The 22125-nt window shown below is 41.2% G+C and carries 16 protein-coding genes; 8 read left to right on the top strand and 8 right to left on the bottom strand.

Translation table 11 applies throughout. The annotated features are described in order from the left end of the window. The first annotated feature begins 56 nt into the window (after window positions 1-56). Together OQ289_RS17960 and OQ289_RS17955 are read left to right on the top strand one after the other, a co-directional pair. Window positions 57-3473, top strand: coding sequence for a TonB-dependent receptor (locus tag OQ289_RS17960; RefSeq protein WP_270088204.1), 3417 nt, complete (start codon window positions 57-59; stop codon window positions 3471-3473). A 38-nt stretch (window positions 3474-3511) separates the two neighbouring features. After that, window positions 3512-4357, top strand: a complete 846-nt coding sequence (locus tag OQ289_RS17955; protein WP_270088203.1) for a hypothetical protein — start codon at window positions 3512-3514, stop codon at window positions 4355-4357. A gap of 332 nt (window positions 4358-4689) precedes the next feature. Here the strand turns inward: OQ289_RS17955 and OQ289_RS17950 are convergent, their stop codons facing one another. From OQ289_RS17950 to OQ289_RS17915, 8 genes are all read right to left on the bottom strand, one after another. Next, a complete protein-coding gene (locus OQ289_RS17950; RefSeq protein WP_270088202.1) occupies window positions 4690-5139 on the bottom strand; it encodes a DUF1579 family protein in 450 nt (149 codons plus the stop codon). A 463-nt stretch (window positions 5140-5602) separates the two neighbouring features. After that, window positions 5603-6604 (bottom strand): hypothetical protein, encoded by a 1002-nt coding sequence (locus tag OQ289_RS17945; RefSeq protein ID WP_270088201.1) that lies wholly within the window; start codon window positions 6602-6604, stop codon window positions 5603-5605. Window positions 6605-6624: 20 nt separating this feature from the next. Further along, the gene (locus tag OQ289_RS17940) at window positions 6625-7446 is read right to left on the bottom strand and encodes a hypothetical protein (protein ID WP_270088200.1); all 822 of its coding nucleotides are present in this window, start codon (window positions 7444-7446) and stop codon (window positions 6625-6627) included. A gap of 95 nt (window positions 7447-7541) precedes the next feature. Beyond that, window positions 7542-8243, bottom strand: a complete 702-nt coding sequence (locus tag OQ289_RS17935) for a hypothetical protein (RefSeq protein ID WP_270088199.1) — start codon at window positions 8241-8243, stop codon at window positions 7542-7544. Between the two features lie 130 nt (window positions 8244-8373). Then, a complete protein-coding gene (locus tag OQ289_RS17930; RefSeq protein ID WP_270088198.1) occupies window positions 8374-9177 on the bottom strand; it encodes an HmuY family protein in 804 nt (267 codons plus the stop codon). 387 nt (window positions 9178-9564) lie between these two features. Next, on the bottom strand, window positions 9565-9807 hold the full coding sequence (locus tag OQ289_RS17925; RefSeq protein ID WP_270088197.1) for a hypothetical protein: 243 nt from the start codon (window positions 9805-9807) through the stop codon (window positions 9565-9567). Between the two features lie 475 nt (window positions 9808-10282). Then, window positions 10283-11035 (bottom strand): SDR family NAD(P)-dependent oxidoreductase, encoded by a 753-nt coding sequence (locus OQ289_RS17920; protein ID WP_270088196.1) that lies wholly within the window; start codon window positions 11033-11035, stop codon window positions 10283-10285. 98 nt (window positions 11036-11133) lie between these two features. After that, complete coding sequence (locus tag OQ289_RS17915; RefSeq protein WP_270088195.1) at window positions 11134-12198, bottom strand: LacI family DNA-binding transcriptional regulator; 1065 nt, start codon at window positions 12196-12198, stop codon at window positions 11134-11136. Between the two features lie 323 nt (window positions 12199-12521). On the opposite strand from OQ289_RS17915, the gene OQ289_RS17910 reads away from it, so the two are divergent. From OQ289_RS17910 to OQ289_RS17885, 6 genes are all read left to right on the top strand, one after another. Then, window positions 12522-13379: a ThuA domain-containing protein gene (locus OQ289_RS17910; RefSeq protein ID WP_270088194.1), complete on the top strand. Its 858-nt coding sequence runs from the start codon at window positions 12522-12524 to the stop codon at window positions 13377-13379. 33 nt (window positions 13380-13412) lie between these two features. Next, entirely contained in the window at window positions 13413-14843 is a 1431-nt protein-coding gene (locus OQ289_RS17905; RefSeq protein ID WP_270088193.1) for a Gfo/Idh/MocA family protein, read from the top strand. Window position 14844: 1 nt separating this feature from the next. Further along, window positions 14845-16215 (top strand): putative oxidoreductase C-terminal domain-containing protein, encoded by a 1371-nt coding sequence (locus OQ289_RS17900; protein WP_270088192.1) that lies wholly within the window; start codon window positions 14845-14847, stop codon window positions 16213-16215. Window positions 16216-16701: 486 nt separating this feature from the next. Continuing rightward, window positions 16702-17292 carry an RNA polymerase sigma factor gene (locus tag OQ289_RS17895; RefSeq protein WP_270088191.1) on the top strand — a complete coding sequence of 197 codons (591 nt, stop codon included), beginning with the start codon at window positions 16702-16704 and terminating at the stop codon, window positions 17290-17292. Window positions 17293-17417: 125 nt separating this feature from the next. Further along, window positions 17418-18551 carry a FecR family protein gene (locus tag OQ289_RS17890; protein ID WP_270088190.1) on the top strand — a complete coding sequence of 378 codons (1134 nt, stop codon included), beginning with the start codon at window positions 17418-17420 and terminating at the stop codon, window positions 18549-18551. 192 nt (window positions 18552-18743) lie between these two features. Continuing rightward, entirely contained in the window at window positions 18744-22103 is a 3360-nt protein-coding gene (locus OQ289_RS17885) for a SusC/RagA family TonB-linked outer membrane protein (protein WP_270088189.1), read from the top strand. Window positions 22104-22125 lie beyond the last annotated feature (22 nt).

Genomic DNA, 22125 nt, shown 5'->3' with positions numbered 1-22125 from the left:
GAAAATAATCCAGCAAGAATTAGTTTACAGATTTATTCGCTTAATAGTACAAAAATATGATTTTAAATTGTCCCGGCAATACAAATGGCCTGGGTTTATACTTCGTTATACACCATTTTTTGGGGAATGGCCCCGCCATCCGCGTCATGAAACTAACGTTCCTCTTTATGCTAATAGGGTATATGCAACTGCATGCGGCTGTCTACTCCCAACAGGTCAGTCTTTCCTACAAACAGGCGCAACTTTCTACTGTATTATCTGAAATCAAACGCCAGACGGGTTATGAAAGTCTATATAGCACCGAATTGATGAAAGCCGCATTATTGGTAGATATCCAGGTTGAGGGAGGTAGTCTCCGAAGTGTTCTTGATAGACTATTTATTGAGCAACCTATGAGCTACGAACTTGTGGAAAATAATATCCTTATCAAAGCGAAAGCTACTACGTCCCATACCACTAACCAACAGCCAGGTCGCCTCTCCGGTAAAGTGATTGGCGATCGCGGGAGTCCACTTCTCGGTGCCAACATTAAACTAATATCGACTGGCCAAACTGTCCAAAGCGGTGTAGATGGTAGTTATGTTTTTAGCTTACTTCCAGGTATTTATATTCTGGAAGTAAGCTACATCTCTTTCCAAACTAAGCGTATCACACAAATAGAAGTGAAAGCGGGCAAGTTAACCAGTCTCAATATTGTTTTGGTCCAATCTACAAGTATGCTTGATCAGGTCGTTGTGACCAGTAGTTATAAAAAAGAGAGCGTAGCCGGACTATATGCTACACAGAAAAATGCAGCTTCCGTGACCGATGGTATATCCGCCGAGCAGATCGCCCGTACCCCCGATAATGATATGGGGCAGGTATTGAAAAGAGTGACAGGACTGACGACGGTAAACAACCGAAGTGTCATTGTACGAGGAATGTCCGATCGCTATAATCAAGCCATGTTGGATGGTGTCGTAATCCCAAGCACCTCGCAGAACAGGCGTGATTTTTCCTTTGAAATCATTCCTACCGAAATCGTCAGCTCCGTAGTAGTCAACAAAACGGCAACACCGGATGTATCGGCCGAGTTTTCGGGTGGGCAGGTATCTGTAAATACCATCGATATCCCCGAACAAAATTTTACCACCATTCAATTGGGGACGGGCGGTAATTCACGAACCACTGGAAAAGACTTTTACCGTTTGGGCGAACGCCATACCAGTGAATATTTCGGTTTCTTTGACAAATCGGCCAAAATGCCTGAAGGAATGAAAACCTGGGACTGGAATAACCGGGCGAGCCAACTAGATGCGCCTCCGGGTTATATCCTTACTGATCCCGAACTGAACGGTACACCGCTCAATCCGACGGAATTTGGTGATGCCGTAAAATACAATGACCTGGATGCCATTGCCCAGTCTAAAAGGTTGAACAGTGATGCCATGCGATTAAACAAATATAAAGCTTCACCCAATCAAAACATGCGTCTCTCGCTTGGGCGTGTTTATGATTTAAAAAATGGAAATCGCTTTGGATTTGTCGCATCTGCAAATTTCAGGAACGAGCAGAATATCGTCTCCTTTAATAATGTGAGACGTTCGCCCATGAATCACTATATTGATAGTGTAGGTCTTGGTGACAACGGGGCTGGCACATCCTACCGTTTCAACAGTAACGGAGGATTGCTTGCAAATATGGGCTTGCAGGGGCAGAATTTTAAGATTGCCCTAAAAAACATGTATGCCCGCACATACAGCGATAACTATAATGAATCAATTCAGAATCCCCGTGAAGATTCCAATCCGGGTGCCACTAAATTAGTCTATCAGTTACCTGAGGCGATGTCCCTGCAACAGCACCAGTTGATCGGTGAATATCAGCTGCCCTGGAAAATTAAAGCCGAAGGGATGTTTGCCGTCAATAAAATTAAGCAACAGATATTGGATGAGCGCAAACTCTCTTATCGATTAACCGCTATTATTGCAGATGAGCCCTATTTTCAAACACCAGGACTAATGACACATTCAGCGGCCTCTACCGGTAACAGCTTCAAAGACTGGCGCATGTGGACACATATCAATGAAACTGACTACAATTGGAGTGCAGCATTTTCCCGTAAATTTGGAGAAGAAAAAAAAGTATCTACCCTAATCAAGCTGGGTTATCAAGCATGGTCTAAAAAACGTTCGCTGGATGTAAATAAAATGGTTCCCTGGACCAGATCCTGGGCTGAGGGAACCGCGAATCAGAAGGCTCCTGCAATCGAGGTACCCTATGACCGATTGTTTGCGACCGAAAATATCGGGAATGGAAATGGTCAGGCATATTATTACGCCGATGCACTGGGGGGGCGCTACTACGATGGGGACATGAGCTCACATGCCCTCTTTCTGATGGCTGATCAGAAACTTTGGAATAAACTTCGCTTAGTGTACGGTGTTCGTGCCGAATACTTTGGCTTAAACTCAAAGCAGGAAGAGCTGTATAGACGATCTTACCAAGACGAACCAGATCCAGATGATGTGCAAAGACATCGTTTTGGGGTGGAGGAAGATAACTGGCGGTTCCTTCCGTCTATAAACGCCACCTATAGCTTGACCCCTGAGTTCAACATCCGCGGTAGCTATTCCAAAACCATCATAAGACCAGACTTTAGAGAAGTAGGGATGTTTGCGATGTACGATTTTGAAATAGACGGCTATGTATACGGCGAACATGTTGAGTCTACATTGATCGACAATATGGATTTACGATTGGAATGGTACCCTTCACCCGGAGAAATTATTTCATTAACGGGGTATCATAAAAAATTGGACAAGCCCATCGAGTTGATCCATTCCGGCAACGGTTCCAACCAGTATACCTATGCCAATATGGAAAGTGCAAAAAACCTGGGACTGGAATTGGAAGTCCGGAAAAATTTCAGTTTCCTTTCCGACCGGGATTGGGCGAAAGACTTTTTTATATCGGCCAATGGAACACTGCTCAAATCAGAGGTTAATGTGCTCAGTCATTGGGAATGGATTAATAATCCGGAAACACAGGTTGCCGAACGTGTTCAACAACGCTACCCCAATCAGGACAGACCATTGATTGGTCAGTCCCCTTGGTTATTGAACCTGGGATTGGGTTATTGGGGAGACCGTTTTGGTGCTACTGCGAGCTACAACCACCGTGGTGCCCGAACAAATTTGGCAAATGTAAATCTGGCGAGGGTCGAGTATGAATTGGCTCCTAAACAACTGGATGCCCAATTTTATGCCCGGTTTTTAAAGAAAAAAATGGAGGTCAAACTCAATATTGCCAACATACTGGACGATTGGACAAGTTATTACATCAATATCGATGATTATGAAACGGATGACAATAAATTTTATATCCTAAAAAAGGGCAAATCTATTCAATACAATAAAGAAGAGGGCGACAACATCACCTACCGTAAAAGGGAAGGTCGACGTTTCAGTCTGAGTGTGAGCTATAATTTTTAATCATCAATCATTGCAGTTGAAAATCAAAAAATAAACAGATGAAAGCGTCTATAAGAAATACTATAATTATTTGCCTATTATCAACAGGATTGCATTCCTGCCAGAAAGCAGAATATATAAATTCATTCTCAGAATTTGTCGATGTCTATTTTGATGCGGATAAAACTGCACTACGAGACAATGGGGCTGGTGTCTTTATAGGGCTTAGGTACAATGGATACCCAAGCGAGTGGGATGCAAGCAATAAGAAAATCAGAGTGGTGCCTGGTGAAGGCAAATTCGAATTCTATGATACCCGCGATGGAAAAGTGGTTGCAGAAAAAGTGATCGACGTAAAGCCGGGTACCAAAGAAACATTTACATTATTCCAACCTACAATGGATGCTCCCGTCGCTTTTATCGATCCAAAAGAACAGGATGCCGAAACTCCGGCTCCCGCAGGACACATCAAAGTAAAGCTAGCCAATTATGCCCAAGACCTTATTCCATTTGAACGATTGGATCTCAAAGTATCGATTAGTTATTATGATGCTGATTGGAATGAGGTGGTTAAGGAGATAGGTGCCATCAAAGACGTAAAGAATAGTGTGGACAAGGCAGAGTACCACATTTTACCCGATGGTCTGCCTAATCCATTACCGGAGATTCCTTGCAGCTACGTGTTCGAATTTGTAGATAGCGATACCGGCCAACCCTTGCTCAATCATGGTGGGACAAATTATTCCAATATGGCATTTAGTCCTTCTGGTATCGATCCCTTACCTGTTAAAAATATATTTACCTTGTATATGATTTCAAGGGAAACCTGGGGTGAAGCTCCTCCATTTATAAAAAAGGGAGATACTTTCTATGAAATAGCTACTAACATATTGTTTGCTGATTAGATATACATCAATGAATGAAAGCCATCGGCAAGCGCCAACATACAGCGATTCTCTCTACCCTATAACAACTATTAGAGTTTCATGGGCAGGGTGTATTCCCAAGGTGGGTTTGCTGATGGCTTATTACCTCATATCCTTATTTATGGCGTTGTTAAAAATAATTCCTGCAAATCAGATTGATTTGACGGTAGTGAGTGAGGAACACATGACTATAAACTAACGCTGCAATCGGTTGGATATTGAATCGATCGATATCTTAACTGTATAAGATGCACGGATCGCGGAATGGTTTTAATGTTGATGTATGAGAGTCACTGCTCGTTTGTTAATCTTTATTTTGTTTCAATCTTTTTGGATAACTTAATATTCATAAGATGGCTCCAACCGCTAGTCATTGAATGGTGTTCCCAGATACCAGTAAATTCGTCTTCCTCCTCATTAAATCCACCTGTAAATCGTAGGTCATCTCCAACGAAGGTCCAAATGTTATCCTTAACTGTCGCTGTCATCAGCCCAGAGTTGCCTTTGTTATTATAGTGTTGCATGGTATAGTGATTATTTAAATAATCGTAACCAATGATTTCATGAGTTTGACTGTTGTCGTCTCCGATTGTTACATCGGCTGTATGAAGTAAAAAGTAACCATCTACAATCCACATATATGTATCCGTTCCTTTGATGCTTATCGCTGGAGTATTATGAGTACCTGGGATCAGGCCCTCAGTGTGCCACTTTCCGACAAATTTGCTTAACTGATTATGCGCTACACTATGGTTTTTCATTGCTGCTCGTATTATAGGATGCATAGCAAAGATACAGTACACTTTTTATTATTTAGCGGGCAATGCCGACAAATAGGTGGGGTAGTCACGACAGATTCTTTGTATACCAAATTTATCGATAGCCTTGAAAAGATACCTTTTATTGAATTGTATGTTTATTGTCAACGTTTTATTGCTATTTCTACTTCTTCATGTAATACGGTCCCAACCAAGATCTTTGATACATCCCTATCAACGGTAATTCATAGTGGTATTAGGTAGCTAAGATACATATCATAATTACTCAGATTTATAGAGCGATTAATGAGTTATACCCTGGTCTATAAAAACCACTGTCAGACACCATACCTGAAAACATGTTCTGCGAACTACTTGCACTTCGGCTTCATTTTCTTTAAGCACAAACTTCCCTTGAACCAATCGGAATAAGGGAAGTTTATGGAAGCTTTTAAGATAGAACGTGTTATTCGACTATTTTAATGGTATGCGCATAGTATGCGGTATTGCTTGTCGTCATATTTATACCCTCGAAGGTTGGTCTGATCTGCAAACCTTGATTACTTTGTAGACTTATACCCGTAGGAGCATCCTCCGGTATTTGAAATGAAACCTCATTAAAGGCTGCATTTGTGCCAATATAGGTTAACGTCACAAATGATGCGTAACCACTCTCGTTATCGATGTAGTAAAAGCGTGCACGGTTGATGCCATACTTTTTGCCAAAATTCCGAATAGGAACGGTGAAAGTTTCACCCCGCTTGACTTCAATAGGCTGTGTGTGGTTAAAATAAATGTACGGCAGCGCTGTTTTGTTGGTGATGGTCACCATTTTCGTACTACTAACTACTGGTACCTGATATTTGTTAATCGCTTTAACGTAGTATTCGCCTGCCGGAATACCCGAGCCATCGGGTTGATCGGCAATAAAAAAAATTTCACCAACTGGCGTCTGTAAAACATGGATTGGTTTAAATTCCTCTTTGGCATCATTAACCAGATAAATAACATCTGAGCCATCTGCTGCCAGATTAGAAAAACTGACGCTTGCTTGCCCACCAGCCGGTAATGAAATGGCATCCTCATTCATAAAGGCAGGCAATATAGCGCCATTGGTCACCTTTAGTTTAAAGGTTTTGCTGGACCCGTCCTGTGCTGTTACCGTATAACTCGTGCCATCTTCTAAAGATATGGCAGCATCAGATGCTGGCGAGATAATGGCGTTATGCGATACGGTAATCTTTGGTTTGACAGTTTCCGGAATAGGCCACTCTGTCAAACCGGGCCATACGATGTGAATAGTTTCGCCATCCAGAATAGCCTCGACACTATCTTGACCATTTAGATAGGCTATCTTAAAGGAAGTGATTTCTTTGTATGGGGTGGGGGCCATCTCATATTCTTTTTTACAAGAACTCAAAAAGCTAAGGACAGCTAGTAACGTCAAGAAGTAGAAGTATTTTTTCATTGTCATGATCTTAAAGCAGGTTAATTGTTGTAGAAAATTCGGATGGGATTTTTCAGTGTAGTCTCTCGACTGTAGTAACGCAGCTTTATCTTGTAAAGACCCGCAGGAGGTGTCTGGTTATATGTAGTCCCTGAGCCGCTTCCTGTTACACGTCCTATAATATTATTTAAATTCAACAGCATATATGCGCTTTCGATGATTGGAGGAGTTCCCGATTGTGCTGACTTAAATTTATATTCTGTTCCATCTTCCCCGATTAGACTCGCCTGAGCTAAAGTCATATCAAATTCAAAATTAGTAGAATAGGGGTAAGTTTTTAATGTATTTAAGATGTATACATAATTATTGGTAAACCACAATGTTTGATCATAGGCTTGGGGATTTGATGCATCCTGAGATACTTCGCCCATCTCCAATGGAGGTTGGTTGGTCTTGATATGAAGTCTATAAGTAGCACTGCTGCCATCCGTCGCCGTAACCGGGTAATTTATTTCCCGTGTAGCTCCCTCTGCGAAGTAGTTAATTAGATTAGTAATCAAACTATCAGCTCCCACCTTGAGGGTACTCCCCTCTGATAGAGCAATTTCGGGCTCCAAGGTCGTCAAGTATACTCCAGCAGGTATAGTGACAGTAATCGTTTTCTCGTTTTCATTGATAGCTCCTGGAATTTCTGCGGTACTGTTAATGATTTTAAAGCTATTGATACGTGCTAGAGGCTCTTCATCGTAAGGTGTAATTTCTGTTTTAGTGCATGCACTGATCAAGCACGTGCTGGCTAGGGCGATAGACAATAATGCCTTATAACCAAAATTGAATTTGAGTGTTTGTAAAGTTGTATTCATTATTTTATTTCTAATAAACCGGTGTCAATAGATTTTGACACCGGAATTTTGCTGTCGTATACCAAATAAATTAAGATCTTGTGCTATTTCAGATGCTACAGTTCTGAGTAGTCGAAACTCATGAAAGGAAAATTCGTTGCAGCGAAAGACGAATTCGGGCTTCCATTCCAATACACGCTGTTTAACTTGATTTTCCAATTACTTCCGGTCCCTTTATTTACCAAAATATAGGTACGTGGCTGGAAGCTGGACATAATATGGTTGCTGATATTGTAAATATACCAGCCTGCACTACTTGGATCTCCTGAGCCAGAAGTGCTATTTGATGCTGCTACTCCTAACGGAATAGCCACGCGGCCTGTAGGTGTGGTATTTACCACAGCGTTAAAGGTGGTGTTTACATAGAATAAATCATATGTTGCGGTATTGACAGTGAAGGAAGAATTTGCTGTTCCAGTAAAAAGAAAGTCGTAGTTGGCAGATGTACCTCCATCGTTTATATTAAGATTGTAATAGTATGTACTTGCCGGGTTTCTCCATTGGGAGGTGTCAACCTCGGAAGGCACCGTGCCTTGATGGAAATTGCGAGCACCGTACACACCGGAAGAAAGTGTTTTCAGATATCCTTTCGTGCCTGTGGCCGTAAAGTTGACAGAGTCACCCACTGGGGCTGGGGCAACGGCAAAACTATTTATCTGTAAATCAGGCGTGACATCAGCGTCTTTATTACATGATACTGTTATTCCGATAACAGCAAGTCCAAATGCAATTGTTAATAATCTAAATGATTTTTTCATTTCTTTTTCTGTAATTTTGCCACTTAGGAGGGGCTGGTTAATAAATAAAATTGTTAATTAGTCTTAATTGTGCCGGATGTACCTGTAACGTATATCCGGTTTTTTTTATTTAGTATACAAGCTGCTTTTTTTATTTAATTTCAAATTTCGAGCTTCCTGCAGGAGCCAATACATATTCAAATGTGAAATACACTTTTGGTGAGGACCTTGTCCATTGCGCACGTTCATATTGATCTTTATAAAGTGATATCATTTTGATTTTTGCGTAATTTCCCTTTGCAGTGCGGATAATGACAGTACGTGGAGGGACCACGGTACCATTTTTTAAGGTTAGTGATTTGTCTAGTGCATAGGCTATGTGCTGATTGGCATAAGCACCATCACGCACGATGGTACCGCCAAAGTCATACAGGTACCAACCTATCCCTTCGCCAAACTCACCGTAATTATCCGTTCCAATAAGTTGGCCCCCGGTCTTAAACTGCGCATCCGCAGGTATATCTGTCACTTGGTCAAAGGGTTTTTCGACGATAGTAATACCCCCCTTGGCTGTGTTACCATATCCAGAATTCGTAGAATTACTGCCGTTGTTGCCAGATACAAAGCTATTTAGTAAACCTCCAAACGCCATATCCCAACGATTTGTTTGTTTGTAATCTGCAGCCATCGCTTTTTTGCTTTCTAAACTATAATAGATTGTTGTTGCCGCATCTTCAAAATTATTGTCTTGGGTTCCCTGAAAGTTTTCTACCCGATGTAGCTTATAAAACATGTTTTCATCCGTGGGTGTAGTGTCATCCGGTGGGGGGACTTCCTCATCGGGTTTAGGGTCACTGCCTTTATCACAAGATGAAATTAGTCCGATGAATAGAAAGGCAAAAAAGATATATTTTACCTGGACGCCTGAGGCTACAATTTGTCTGTTGATATTCATTATTTTTATTTGTAATTATTCTAAATAATGAGTAAAGATAGCATCAGTTTTCACATATTGGTGTATGAAAACTGATATTTGATATATTAAAATCGATCTCTCTAAGATTCTGAAATTTTGTAGAGGAGAGTAAACATTCGAATATCTTCTTTTCAAACTAGACTTTGCTATTTCACTATACAGCAGATATTTATTTAAGCCTTTCTTGTGACCAAATTAGATATTAAACTAGCTTTTACATAGGGTTAACATAGCCTTTACATAGCCTTACCATAGCTAATTGCTATATAAAGGCTATACTAAGGTTAGTTTAAAAATAGTTTAAATTAGAAGTTATGGTTAATCAAATATTAACTTGCTTTAGATTAAAAACCTAATCATTTGAAGCTATGGTAATTCTAAATGACGAGCCGAATGGCCCTCTTCGAGGTAATTTTTGGTACTTGTTTTGGAAGGCTTTAATTTTGCAATGGCTGTTACATCTTGGATACCCGCGAATCGTATTACCCTAGTGGCTTTTGCGGTGTTGGTATCAATGGTGTTGGAGTAAAAAATATCACTGTCGTCTTTCATGATGTAATAAGCCGTATTTCCTTTGTAATCGATCAAGGTCTTGTTGTCATAAGGCATTTGATTGTGATTAGGTACCCCTGTTACACCGGTCGTTGTAGGCTTAACGAGTTGGCAGGGTTGTTTTTATATCAAAATATTGGGTCGAGGAGTTCGGGAGTGCTCTATTTTTTGTCTATTGCTGATACGGTTGTCTGATTGAGAGAATAATCTTTTTTTATATAAGAGAGAACGAATGTGGCTTACCCAAACAAAAATATGGCTATAGTGTTCCAATGAAAATTGAAGTAGAGATATACATGAGGTTAATATAAACGTACGGAGCGTTTGTATGCCATTGGGTCAAGTAATAAGCTAAATACCTTGTTTTGTCACGTACTCATCTTCAAGGAGGCTTACTAATATGGTCTCTATCTCGGTATTGTGGAGGTTTGGGGCGAAAGCACCCATCCAAGGATGCTTTCTTTGTCCGATAGAATCAGTTTATCAGGTAGATGTGGGAACCTATTGCTTTTGTGAAATGAATGCAAGCTCCCTAAAAGCCGATGGAATTTCCTCCATCTACTGGTATGACTGTCCCTGTGATAAACTTTGCCTGATCAGAAGCCAAGAAGTATGCTAGGTCTCCTACGTCAGCGGGGGCTCCCAATTTGCCCATGGGTGTTCGAGATAATACTTTGTTTTTTCGTTCGGGGTCATTGTTCAAGGCTTTTGCAGACATGTCTGTGGCAATGAACCCTGGGGCGATGCAGTTAATACGGATTCCGAAAGGAGACAGCTCTACTGCCATGGCTCTTGTCATTCCTTCAATACCCGACTTGGATGCCGTGTAGGCCATGACTTTAGGAATCCCATATTGCGAAGCCATGGAACTAATATTAATAATGGTGCCTTTTTGATTGCTTAGCATGTATTTGGAAACCTCACGCGATAATGAAAATACGGCTGTAAGATTGGTTAGTATTATATGCTGGAATTCATCGTCCGTTACATCTACAAAATCTTTCTTCAGATTAATTCCAGCGTTATTGACAAGGATATCTATGCAGCCGTAGGAAGTTATTACTTTTGTTACTAGCTGAGGTATATCTTGTAGTGAAGTTACGTCAAATACGATATAAGATGATAAGGCCCCTAGATTTTCGGAAGCATTTTTTAGATTTTTTTCATTCCTTCCGATAAGTATGGTGTATATTTCATTGGCCACAAATTTTTCGGCAATAGCATAACCTAGACCTGAACTGCCGCCTGTGATGATAGCAATTTTTCTTTTGCTTTGATTTTTCATGATGAGTATGAGGTGTCGTTTTTTTGGTTTTTAAGAATGGTCTAATGTAGTTATATTTTTGATATATTGCAATCGAATGCATTAATTTACATAATGCTTTATTGTGGAGCGCCCTCGTCGTCGATTTGTTGTTTTGATTTGATTCTTGCAGAGGATTCTCGAGGTATGAGTTCGGATCGAAGTCCGATGTAATTTGTGGTAGTTAGGCTCTCTTCGCCATTGAGGTGAGCGATTAGCTTCTTGGCTGCTATTTGTCCCATTTCGAAGCCGGGATAATTGATTGTTGTGAGGGTTGGACGGATAATCTTGGCTATTGGGTCGTTGTTGAAACCTACGAATGCTATTTGTTCAGGGATTTGGATGCCTTTTTCTATCAGATGTATCATGCAGTTGGCGGCACAGTTGTCGTTGTCTACAAATACGGCGTCAGGAAGGGGGTGCATTTCTAGGATTGCCTCAGCAGCATCTATGCCTGATTGCTCATCCAGGGTGGATACTAGGGTGTTTCCTTCTTTGATTGGGAGTTGTGCTTCTAGCAGCGCGGTTTCATATCCCTTTTGTCGTTCGGCATATACATTTCTCTGTTGGTTGCCCGTGATATGTACAATGTTTTCACATCCTTGCGAGATGAGGTGCTTGGTGGCTATATAGGCTGATTTTTGATTGTCGATTTCAATGTTTGGGCATAACGGATGGTCGATCGTGCGATCAAAGAAGAGTAAAGGGATATTCTTGTTTATGAAAAGGTCAAATATCGAGTAGTCTATGGTGTCGTAGGCGATCGAAATCATGAGGCCATCAACCCGATTGTTAAACATGGTTTTGATGTTTAGCATTTCCTTTTCTGCCGATTCAAGTGATTGGCTTATAATGAGGTTGTAATTGGCTTCGTTGGCTATTTTTTCCATGCCGGAGAGTACTGTCGACATGAAGTTGCTGTTCATTTTCGGGATAATTACCCCGATCGTGTGTGTGCGTTGACTGCGGAGGTTACTGGCAAATGTATTAGAGCGATAGCCCATTTCCAAGGCGGTGTCGTTGATTCTTTTCTTTGTTTTCTTATTGATGGCAGGGTGGTCTTTAAGGCCTCTGCTTATTGTTGTCGGTGATAAATTGAGCTTTTCAGCGATGTCGTAAATCGTTACTTCTTTAATCGGTTGCATAGCTATTGTTGAATAGGGGGCTGTTGTTCAATAAATAATATCGCGGGTGCCAATCTAGGTTTGGGTATTCCAATTCCTTGGGTGGGGTTCGTGTGAAATCTGAAATGCTCCATGTGCTCTTTCTGTGGTGATAAGTTGCGTTTTTATTGATTTACATTGTGTGTATTGAGAATTGCAAGTTTGTAAAAATAATCTTTTTTTGTAATATTTATGCTATCGGTTGCAATTTTGATTTTATTGCGTAATTTTACTATTGAGTAATCGTTCAAAATAAACTGGCGAGGTACGTATAAACTTATATTAAGATAACTTAAACTTAAAAAATGAAAATCTTGAATTCCAATCTTAAGGTGATTGTCGTGCTTTTACTTTGCCTAATTGTCGCTGCGCCCGTTAGGGCTATGGAGAAACCTTCAAATTTAAAAAATAAAAAAATATTGATTTACACCAAAAATGGTGAGGGCTATGTGCATGACAACATTCCCTTTGCAGTAAAGGCATTGGAAAAATTGGGTAAAATGCATCAATTTCAGACCGATGTATCTGATAATCCAGCGGTTTTTACAGCTGAAAATCTGAAGCAATATACTTTAATACTATTTCCGAGTACAAATAATGATGTATTTGATACCGATGCCCAGCGCTTGGCATTTAGAAGATATATGCAAGCAGGAGGAGGTTTCATTGGACTCCATTCAGTAACCGGTACTGAAAGAAATTGGACGTGGTTTAAGCGGATGGTAGGATGTACATTTTCATGGCATGCAGCTAATCAACAATATATTGTCAAGGTAATAGATGCCAATCATCCTACTATGGTGGGCTTACCGAAGGAGTGGAATGTGAAGGACGAATGCTATTTTGGCAAAGAGTTGTACCCAGGTACACATGTGCTGATGGCGCATGATGTCACAAGCTTGGATGCTTCTAAGCCGGCGGATGCCGAAAGGATAAAGCAATTCTCTGCCCCATTTTTTGAATTGTATCCAGCGGCCTGGCATCAACAATTCGACGGTGGACATGTGTGGGTCACCGCACTGGGACATGATAAGGAGGTTTATGAAGACCCGACTTTTGTGACACATATCCTTCAGGGGATTGACTTTGTGGCGGGTCAGGTGAAAAAGCTCGATTATAGTAGAGCATATGCTGATTCAAGAGATACCCCAGTGCGCTACTAATCGATATATAAAAACCATATACAAGTTTCGAATATGAGTATAAAAGATAAAATGAGTTATAGCAGACGGGAGTTTGTGAAAACGGGGGTGCTAGGTGCTGCCGCGTCGGTTGCAGCGATAGGCTTTCCGACCATCGTTCCGGCTTCAGTTTTTGGGAAGAATGCCCCAAGCAATAAAATCAATATCGGGCAAATAGGTTGTGGACGAATAGCAATCACCCATGATTTGGTCGAAACGTTCAAACATGGCAATGCTCATATTATGGCCATTGCGGATGTGGACCGTTATCGGTTGGAAAGCGGTAAAAAAATGGTAGAGGGATGGTATACAAAGAAAACGGGAAGTTCGACCTATGTCGATGTACAGATGTATGATAATTATCAAGATTTGATTGCCAACAAGGATATCGATGCTGTAATCATCAGTACTCCCGATCATTGGCATGCTCAGCCAGCAATAGAAGCAGCTCTGGCAGGGAAGCACATTTATCTGCAAAAACCCACCTCACTGACCATTGAAGAAGGACGGCAGATGAGTGATATTGTGCGGAAGACCGGTGTGGTATTTCAGCTTGGTAGTCAACAACGCTCCATCAATCCCTTTCCTCAGTTTAAGAACGCCTGTGAATTAGTGAGGAATGGTCGGATAGGTAAGCTCAAGAGCGTACAAATAGGTCTTCCTGCTGACCCGTCAGGTGGGGTGACCACGGAGATGCCTATACCGGTGGGTTTGAACTACGATATGTGGCTAGGGTCGACACCTCATATCTATTATGCCGAAGATCGTGTCCACTCGCCTACAGATATTGGGTCAAGGGGTGGGTGGTTGAGATTAGAACAATTTGGTGCGGGTATGATTACAGGGTGGGGTGTACATCATATTGATATTGCCCATTGGGGCATGGACACAGAACTCACTGGGCCTATAGAGGTGGAGGCTCATGCTGATTTTCCCAAATCAGGACTATGGAATGTGCATGGTGACTACCAAGTGCATGCAAAGTATGCCAATGGAGTAGATATGTATATGGATAGCAAATACCCAAATGGAGTCAAATTTGAGGGGACGAATGGTTGGATATTCGTGACAAGGGGAAATGTTGGAGTGACGGCTTCTGACCCAGGGGCAGGTGCTCCTCCAAGTAAGATATTTCATGCAAGTGATCCTAAGATATTGAGTTCGAAGATTGAGCCGAACGAAATACATCTCTACGAAAGTCAAGAGCAACATGCTAATTGGTTAGACTGTATCAAGAGTGGGAAGGTGACGGTTAGTCCGGTGGAAGTGGCGCACCGCTCATGCAGTGCCTGCTTGGTAGCACATGCGGCTATGAAGTTTAATAAAAAATTATACTGGGACCCTAAGAAAGAGGTGTTTAAAGATAATGTAGAGGCGAACAAATTATTGTCTAGACCGCAAAGATATCCATATGGGACTAATTATATCCTCGAGAAAAATGGCTAAAATGAAAAATAAATTATTTGCGCTCCCCTTGGTCTTGACGATGGCAGGTTGTATGCAATCAAAGAGCGGAAAAGAGCACGGGGTAAGGTTTATCACCCTGGATCCCGGGCATTTTCATGCTGCACTGGTCCAAAAATCGATGTATCCAGATACAGATACAACGGTATGGGTGTATGCACCTAAAGGAAAGGATGTAGAGCTGCACTTGGAAAAGATAAATGCCTACAATAGACGTGATGACAATCCCACTACTTGGAAAGAAGAGGTGTATCTTGGAGATGATTATCTTGAAAAAATGTTATCCGAAAAGAAAGGAAATGTCGTTGTATTGGCGGGTAACAATAAAAGGAAAATGGATTATATCGGTGAATCTGTCCATGCAGGTTTGAATGTCTTGGCAGACAAGCCCATGGCCATCAATAAGGAGGGCTTTGAAAAATTAAAAGCTGCATTTAAAGTTGCTGAAGAAAAGGAAGTCCTCTTATACGATATTATGACCGAACGGTACGAGATTACGACTATATTACAGAAAGAGTTCTCTATGTTGAACTCCCTTTTTGGGACGCTAGAAAAAGGAACTGTAGACAATCCAGCTGTAACTAAAGAAAGTGTGCATTATTTCTACAAGCACGTCTCTGGTAGTCCGTTGGTTCGACCAGTCTGGTTTATGGATGTGGAGCAGGAGGGAGAAGGGATTGTGGATGTCACTACACATTTGGTCGATCTCGTACAGTGGGAATGCTTTCCTGAACAAGTAATCAACTATCAGGATGATATTCAGTTATTGTCTGCGATCAGATCAAGCACCGACCTCTCATTAAGAGAATTTAGTGCGGTAACTAAGTCTGAAGTGTTTCCAGACTTTCTCAAAAAGGATGTCGTACAGGATAGTATTCTGCAGGTGTATGCGAATGGGGAAATCAATTATAGGATAAAAGGAGTACACGCCAAAGTGTCGGTCAAATGGGGGTATAGGGCTCCTGAAGGTACAGGTGATACTCATTATTCTATTATGAGAGGTAGTCGGGCAAACTTGATTATCCGTCAGGGCGCGGAAGAAAAATACAAGCCACAATTGTATATCGAGCCTGTTAATACTGCAGATGAAGGATTCGAATCAATATTGATAGGACAATTGAAGGAGATGCAGACTAGATATCCCGGAATCGCAGTTCATAAAACTGCGAGAGGATGGTGGGTGAGTGTGCCAGAAGAGCTTAAAGAGGGGCATGAACGACATTTTGAGCGGGTGACGAATAAATTTTTACAGTATCTTCAACATCAGGATATGCCACATTGGGAAGTGCCCAATATGATTGCTAAATACTATGTGACCACGTCAGCTCTTGAATTGGCTAAAGGTAAAGATTAAGTGCATGTAGTAGGTTGACGATGGACAGGTAAATAGGGCAGAAGAGAGTGTGATTGATTGGATATGGTTTCTTTTATATCTGAACCTAGTCGTAGTTCTTTGAAAATCATTTGTTTCGATATTTTTTAATGAAAGGGTATTGGACAAAGCGTAATCCCTCGGACACAATGACTTATCTTTTCATGAAATCTTTTGACTCTTGTAGAGGGGATTGACGGTTGTAAATCTATTGGCCAGCTTTATAATATCTCAACTGCTACTGTAACAAGGATATAAGAAATAACTTGCTATTGATATATTACTGAAGAGTAGTAATGCATTAAATTTTTCTTTGCTTTTGTTGGATATAATCCTTCAAAGCCATTGTTTTTTGCTAATTTGGGTGGGTATTTTCTGGAGCTTATACCCTGATAACTATTAAAGAGGAACTTATTTTTCAATACTTGTAATTCAATTATTGAGCGTACTGGTTGGCCAATATTTATAATGAACTATACGGAATTTACAGATGCTGTACTTATCTCTCTTGTGAAGCAGCGAGATAGACAAGCTTTTGCTGAGATTTATGATCGATATGCGATGTTGATTTATTATAGGATCAACCTTATGATTCGAGATGAAGACACGACAAAGGATTTGGTGCAAGACCTCTTTACTTCTATTTGGAGTAAATCTGACATGATTAGGGAAGATGCCAATCTAGGAGGATACCTGTATATCGCGTCCAAAAATCGTGTACTGAAACTTATACAAAAAGGTAAGACCAAAAGTGACTATCTAAATGAGTTGGGAAGGTATAGCCTACATATAAACTATGACACTGTAGAGGGTATTGACGAAAGAGAGTTGATGCTATTGATTACCCAGGAGATTGCAAAATTGCCTCCCAAGATGCGGGAGGTCTTTCAGTTAAGTCGGATTGAGGACCTTTCTCATAAGGAGATTGCCGAAAAACTTGGAATCAGCGAGGGTACCGTTCGTAAACAGGTACAATACGCATTGCGTATTCTGAAAGAAAAGCTTGCTCATCACAGTGCTTATAGCCTTTTGTTCGTCCTTCTATTTCGATCATATTGAAACTTTTGATATCCCCAATTATCCGGACCTAATCTTATCAAAAAAATATTTTTAATTCATCTACCCCATCGATTGCCTTCGGGGGTATTATAGATAGACAGCATACCGCTGTTGATAACCAATATATGCACAGGGAAATAGGAAAGCAGCTTTTAGATAGATATTTAGACGGATCCGCTACGGAAGCCGAATGCAAAGTCGTGGATACTTGGTATGCCACCCAGGGGTTCAAAAACATGTCATCTTTCGATAATATGGAGGACTATGAGCGGATAAAGAAAGAAATGTGGGAAACGCTGCGAAGGGATGGAGAGTATACTCAAATTCGTCGCTTTCGATGGCGATATGCTACGGCGGTCGCTGCGCTACTATTGATTGGGTTCGTTTGGTTCTATACAAATAAAGAGCAGTCGCCTAATGATGACCTTCCTGTTGTGGAGCGGGTGATTAAGCCAGGAACAACAGGTGCAACACTTACATTGGCTGATGGACGAAAGATCAAACTCGCTGAGGCTAATGCCGGAGAGCTTGCGGAGACCTCTGGAGTCACGGTCTCTAAATCCAAGGATGGTCTGCTAGTGTACGAAATCAAATCAATAGGTTCCAAGGCATCAGCAGAACAGTTGAATACACTGTCTACCTCCAAGGGAGAAACCTATATGATGATTCTTCCCGATCAATCGAAAGTGTGGCTCAATGCGGCATCTAGTTTGACTTTTCAGACCAATATCAGATATGGCGGCTTTAGAAAGGTTAAATTAGAGGGGGAGGCCTATTTTGAAGTGGCTAAGGACAAGCTTCCATTTATCGTGGAAACTAATTCTCAGAGCGTTGACGTATTGGGTACTCACTTTAATATTGATGCCTATAATGAGCAAGAGGGCGTCAAGACTACACTACTGGAAGGTGCCGTGAGGATTACCTCGGGCTTACATCAGCAGTACTTAAAACCTGGTCAACAGGCCATCAACAGGGGAGGTCAATTGGAGGTACATAATCAAGATACAGAGGCTGCTGTTGCTTGGAAAGAAGGTTATTTCAAGTTTAATGATAACCTAAAGACCGTCATGCAGGTATTAGCCCGTTGGTATGATGTTGAGTTGGTGTTTGCACCAGATGCGCCTATACAGACTAAACTTTGGGGTTATATATCGCGTGCAAACAATTTAGATGATGTGTTGAGACAATTGGAACGAACCCACCAAGTTAGTTTCGCGATTGTAGGTCGCAAAGTAATTGTCAATAAAGCCAAATATTAACCAATAAATCCAAATTAAAATGAAAAATATAGCAAGAGATCCTTAGGTATATTCCTAGGTAAGTACGACTACAATAAAAGCCGCAAAGTGTACCACCACTTTACGGCCAATCTGTGGAGTCGTTGTTACTGTCAAATATGTCCTAGCTGATTAACAATTATTTACTAAACAACTTAACCACTTTCCAAAGTTATGAAAAAAAATACTTTTCGTAAGGTAGGGCGACGCATGTTGTTGCCGCCCAAATCATTACTCATTATGAAATTGACATTTATCTTATTAATTGGCTTTTTGACTCAAGTCTCTGCCAATACGTTCGGACAGAACGTGTCATTAAATCAGACCAATGCCTCTTTAGAAATCCTAATCAAACAGCTGCGTACCCAAACTGGATATGACTTTCTATTAGATAGTGAAGTCTTGAAAGATGCACAGAAATTTGATATCCAATTGAAGAACGTGAAGCTGGAGCAGGCTCTGGAAGCTATTGTGTATAATCGGAATTTGAAATACTCCATCGAGGGCAAATCGGTGGTCATCACTAAAGGTAGACCTGTGGCAATACCTGTTGTCACTAGTCCAGTTGTTCAGCAGGAAATCTCGGGTATCGTGAAGACTGCTGACGGGCAACCGTTAGCAGGCGCGACTATTAAGATTAAGAACGGCTCCCAAAGTGCGATGAGCGGACCTGACGGAAAGTTTACAATACCAGTCAAGGAGCGAGAGGTGATTCTAGTGGTTTCTTTTGTGGGATATGTCAATCAAGAGATACGGGCATCCTTAGGGACAATGGCTACCATTCAATTGATAGACCGCGAGAGCGGATTAGAAGAAGTTGTTGTAGTAGGTTATGGTAGCATTAAGAAGCAGGCTGTTACGGGGGCCGTAGCGCAAGCAGACCTCAAATCTTATGATAAAGTGCCTGTAAATAACATTATGGAAACTCTCAAGGGGACAGTTGCAGGATTGAATGTCGGAGAGGCCAACCAAGCGGGGGGTGTTCCGGGATTTACAATTAGAGGAACCAATACTATTGCAGCGTCGAGCTCTCCACTAATAGTACTAGATGGTGCTATTTTCAACGGATCAATGGCTGATATCTCTCCATCAGATGTGGAAAGTGTCACGGTATTGAAGGATGCAAGTGCTGCGGCAGTCTATGGCTCTCGTTCAGCAAATGGTGTTATTTTAATCGAAACAAAAAAAGGATCCAGTCTTGATGGAAAGCCCAAATTTGAAATTAATACGAGTTACGGTTCCATTAGCGAATTGGAACGTTTGAAAGTCTATGATGCCAAGGGATATATTCAACGGCTATATGATATTTTGAGGGATAATGGTACTACATTGACGTTTGATCAAACGCCAAGTTTTTTGCAAGAAATTGAGAAAAAGAACTATGATGCCACCTCCGACCATCAGGCTACATTGCCCGATCCTTATGATCCATTCCGGCAAAGGGGATTTAATAAAAATACCTCCGTTAGTGTATCGCAGCGGACTGATAAAATGAGCTATTTCCTATCTGGAAATTATGTTGATCAGCGTGGAGTGATTGTCAATGACCAATTTAAACATTATGGTCTGCGGCTTAATCTCGAGTCCAAGGTGACGGATTGGTGGACATTAGGAGTCAAATCCTATTACAGCTATCGTGATTATCCTGATGGTAGGATATATGGTACCGGTGAGGGTGGCAGTAGTCCCTCGTTATTCAGCCCTTATGCTAGCTTGTATGACGTGGATGGTAGTTACTTAATGTATCCGCAATCTACCACTTCTATGGTCAATCCCTTTTTAGTGTTACCGACGGAAGCCTATAATCGGACCAACAATTTAAATGGGATATTGACCAGTACTATCCGCGTACCATGGATAGAGGGCTTGACCTATACCATCAATTATTCCAAGACATTGAATATGGCTGAAACCGGTTCTTTCTATGGTTTGCATACCTTCTCGGGGTTAGCTCCAAAAGGCAAAGGTTCTCGCGATTATAGCCGCAGTACATATACCCTATTCGATCATATCATTAAATATAATAAGACATTCCTAGACGTACACAACATTGACTTGACGTTGTTGCATTCTAGCCAAAAAGCACAATCATACGGGCAAGTGTCTTCTGCATCGGGGTTTGATAATGACCAATTGGGGACTTATCGCTTATCCGCTGGAGCCATTCAGAATGCTTCTAGTTCAGGTGGCGAGAACGAGGGTATCGGTCAAATGGCCCGATTGACATATTCCTACGATGATAGGTATACCTTGACAGGTACGGTAAGACGAGATGGTTATTCGGCTTTTTCAGCTAATCATAAATATGGAACCTTCGGATCAGTAGGTGCAAATTGGAATATAGCCCGCGAAAAATTTATGGAGGATACCAACCTATTTAGTGCATTAGCTTTGCGTGCGTCCTATGGTACCAATGGTAATCAATCTATTGCACCATATAGCACCCTTTCTAAGATTTCCAATGGCTATTATTTTTACCAAGGGGATGCGAATTATACCTATGCACAATATGTTGGCTCACTCGGGAATGACGATTTGGTCTGGGAGTCTACTACGGGGTTAAATGGAGGTATAGATTTTGGAATCCTAGCGGGTAGAATTTCCGGATCTATTGACGGCTATCTTACCCATACTAATAATTTGGCTTTTACTTTGCCGCTTCCAGGATCATCGGGATTTTCGACTATCACAGCGAATGCTGGTGAAATTCAAAACAAAGGGTTAGAGATTAATCTAAGGTCGTTGAATATAGAAAGTGGTAAATTCAGCTGGTCCTCCAGTGCTTCATTTTCTTTGAATAGAAATAAAGTAACCCGTTTGTTAGGGGATAAGGATGGAGATGGAGTAGAGGATGATATTATTTCTTCCAACCTATTTATCGGCAAATCCTTAACAACAGTATATGGATATCGTGTCGTGGGTATGTGGCAACAGGAGGATGTAGACAATGGTACCATCTTGGCAGGGTTTAAACCAGGGCATTATAAGTTGAATGACGTTAATGGAGATGGTAAGATTACATCGGATGCGGATCGAGAATTTTTAGGGGATTCAAATGCTAATTTTAGATGGAGCTTTACCAATACATTCAGTTACGGTAAGCTGTCTCTATTGGTTTATCTAAATTCTATCTGGGGTGGTAATAATTGGTTCATCAATGGTGGTAATACACCTTGGAACGACGGCTATATTAATAGAGGTGATCTCAATCATCCTGTATATGATTATTGGACACCTGAGAATACCTCAGCCGAATTCCCTCGTCCAAGTTATAACGCAGATGCGGCCGCTAAAGCCCCCAAATATTATGATCGGAGTTTTATTCGGTTACAGAAAATGGCATTGTCTTACAATGCGACAGAACATGTGAAAAAATATGGTATCCACGGTTTGAACGTTTCTGTAAGCGGAGATAATTTGGGAACCTATTCGCCACATTGGATTGGTCTAGATGCTGCCACAGGAAGTGGGCTTACCGTGAGCTCGATCCCTTCTCTTCGCACCTTTACGATGGGGCTTAATGTAACCTTTTAATGATAAAGATTATGAAATATCC

Origin of the sequence: Sphingobacterium sp. SYP-B4668, from assembly GCF_027627455.1 — a bacterium.
In the GTDB taxonomy this organism is placed as follows: domain Bacteria; phylum Bacteroidota; class Bacteroidia; order Sphingobacteriales; family Sphingobacteriaceae; genus Sphingobacterium.
Note: the sequence above shows the minus strand (reverse complement) of the source record. Positions and strands in the feature narration are given on the sequence as shown.

Excerpts from the sequence above, each read along its gene's own strand:
- OQ289_RS17960 (WP_270088204.1), top strand. The coding sequence starts at position 57 with ATGATTTTAAATTGTCCCGGCAATACAAATGGCCTGGGTTTATACTTC.
- OQ289_RS17955 (WP_270088203.1), top strand. The coding sequence starts at position 3,512 with ATGAAAGCGTCTATAAGAAATACTATAATTATTTGCCTATTATCAACA.
- OQ289_RS17950 (WP_270088202.1), bottom strand. The coding sequence starts at position 5,139 with ATGAAAAACCATAGTGTAGCGCATAATCAGTTAAGCAAATTTGTCGGA.
- OQ289_RS17945 (WP_270088201.1), bottom strand. The coding sequence starts at position 6,604 with ATGAAAAAATACTTCTACTTCTTGACGTTACTAGCTGTCCTTAGCTTT.
- OQ289_RS17940 (WP_270088200.1), bottom strand. The coding sequence starts at position 7,446 with ATGAATACAACTTTACAAACACTCAAATTCAATTTTGGTTATAAGGCA.
- OQ289_RS17935 (WP_270088199.1), bottom strand. The coding sequence starts at position 8,243 with ATGAAAAAATCATTTAGATTATTAACAATTGCATTTGGACTTGCTGTT.
- OQ289_RS17930 (WP_270088198.1), bottom strand. The coding sequence starts at position 9,177 with ATGAATATCAACAGACAAATTGTAGCCTCAGGCGTCCAGGTAAAATAT.
- OQ289_RS17925 (WP_270088197.1), bottom strand. The coding sequence starts at position 9,807 with ATGCCTTATGACAACAAGACCTTGATCGATTACAAAGGAAATACGGCT.
- OQ289_RS17920 (WP_270088196.1), bottom strand. The coding sequence starts at position 11,035 with ATGAAAAATCAAAGCAAAAGAAAAATTGCTATCATCACAGGCGGCAGT.
- OQ289_RS17915 (WP_270088195.1), bottom strand. The coding sequence starts at position 12,198 with ATGCAACCGATTAAAGAAGTAACGATTTACGACATCGCTGAAAAGCTC.
- OQ289_RS17910 (WP_270088194.1), top strand. The coding sequence starts at position 12,522 with ATGAAAATCTTGAATTCCAATCTTAAGGTGATTGTCGTGCTTTTACTT.
- OQ289_RS17905 (WP_270088193.1), top strand. The coding sequence starts at position 13,413 with ATGAGTATAAAAGATAAAATGAGTTATAGCAGACGGGAGTTTGTGAAA.
- OQ289_RS17900 (WP_270088192.1), top strand. The coding sequence starts at position 14,845 with ATGAAAAATAAATTATTTGCGCTCCCCTTGGTCTTGACGATGGCAGGT.
- OQ289_RS17895 (WP_270088191.1), top strand. The coding sequence starts at position 16,702 with ATGAACTATACGGAATTTACAGATGCTGTACTTATCTCTCTTGTGAAG.
- OQ289_RS17890 (WP_270088190.1), top strand. The coding sequence starts at position 17,418 with ATGCACAGGGAAATAGGAAAGCAGCTTTTAGATAGATATTTAGACGGA.
- OQ289_RS17885 (WP_270088189.1), top strand. The coding sequence starts at position 18,744 with ATGAAAAAAAATACTTTTCGTAAGGTAGGGCGACGCATGTTGTTGCCG.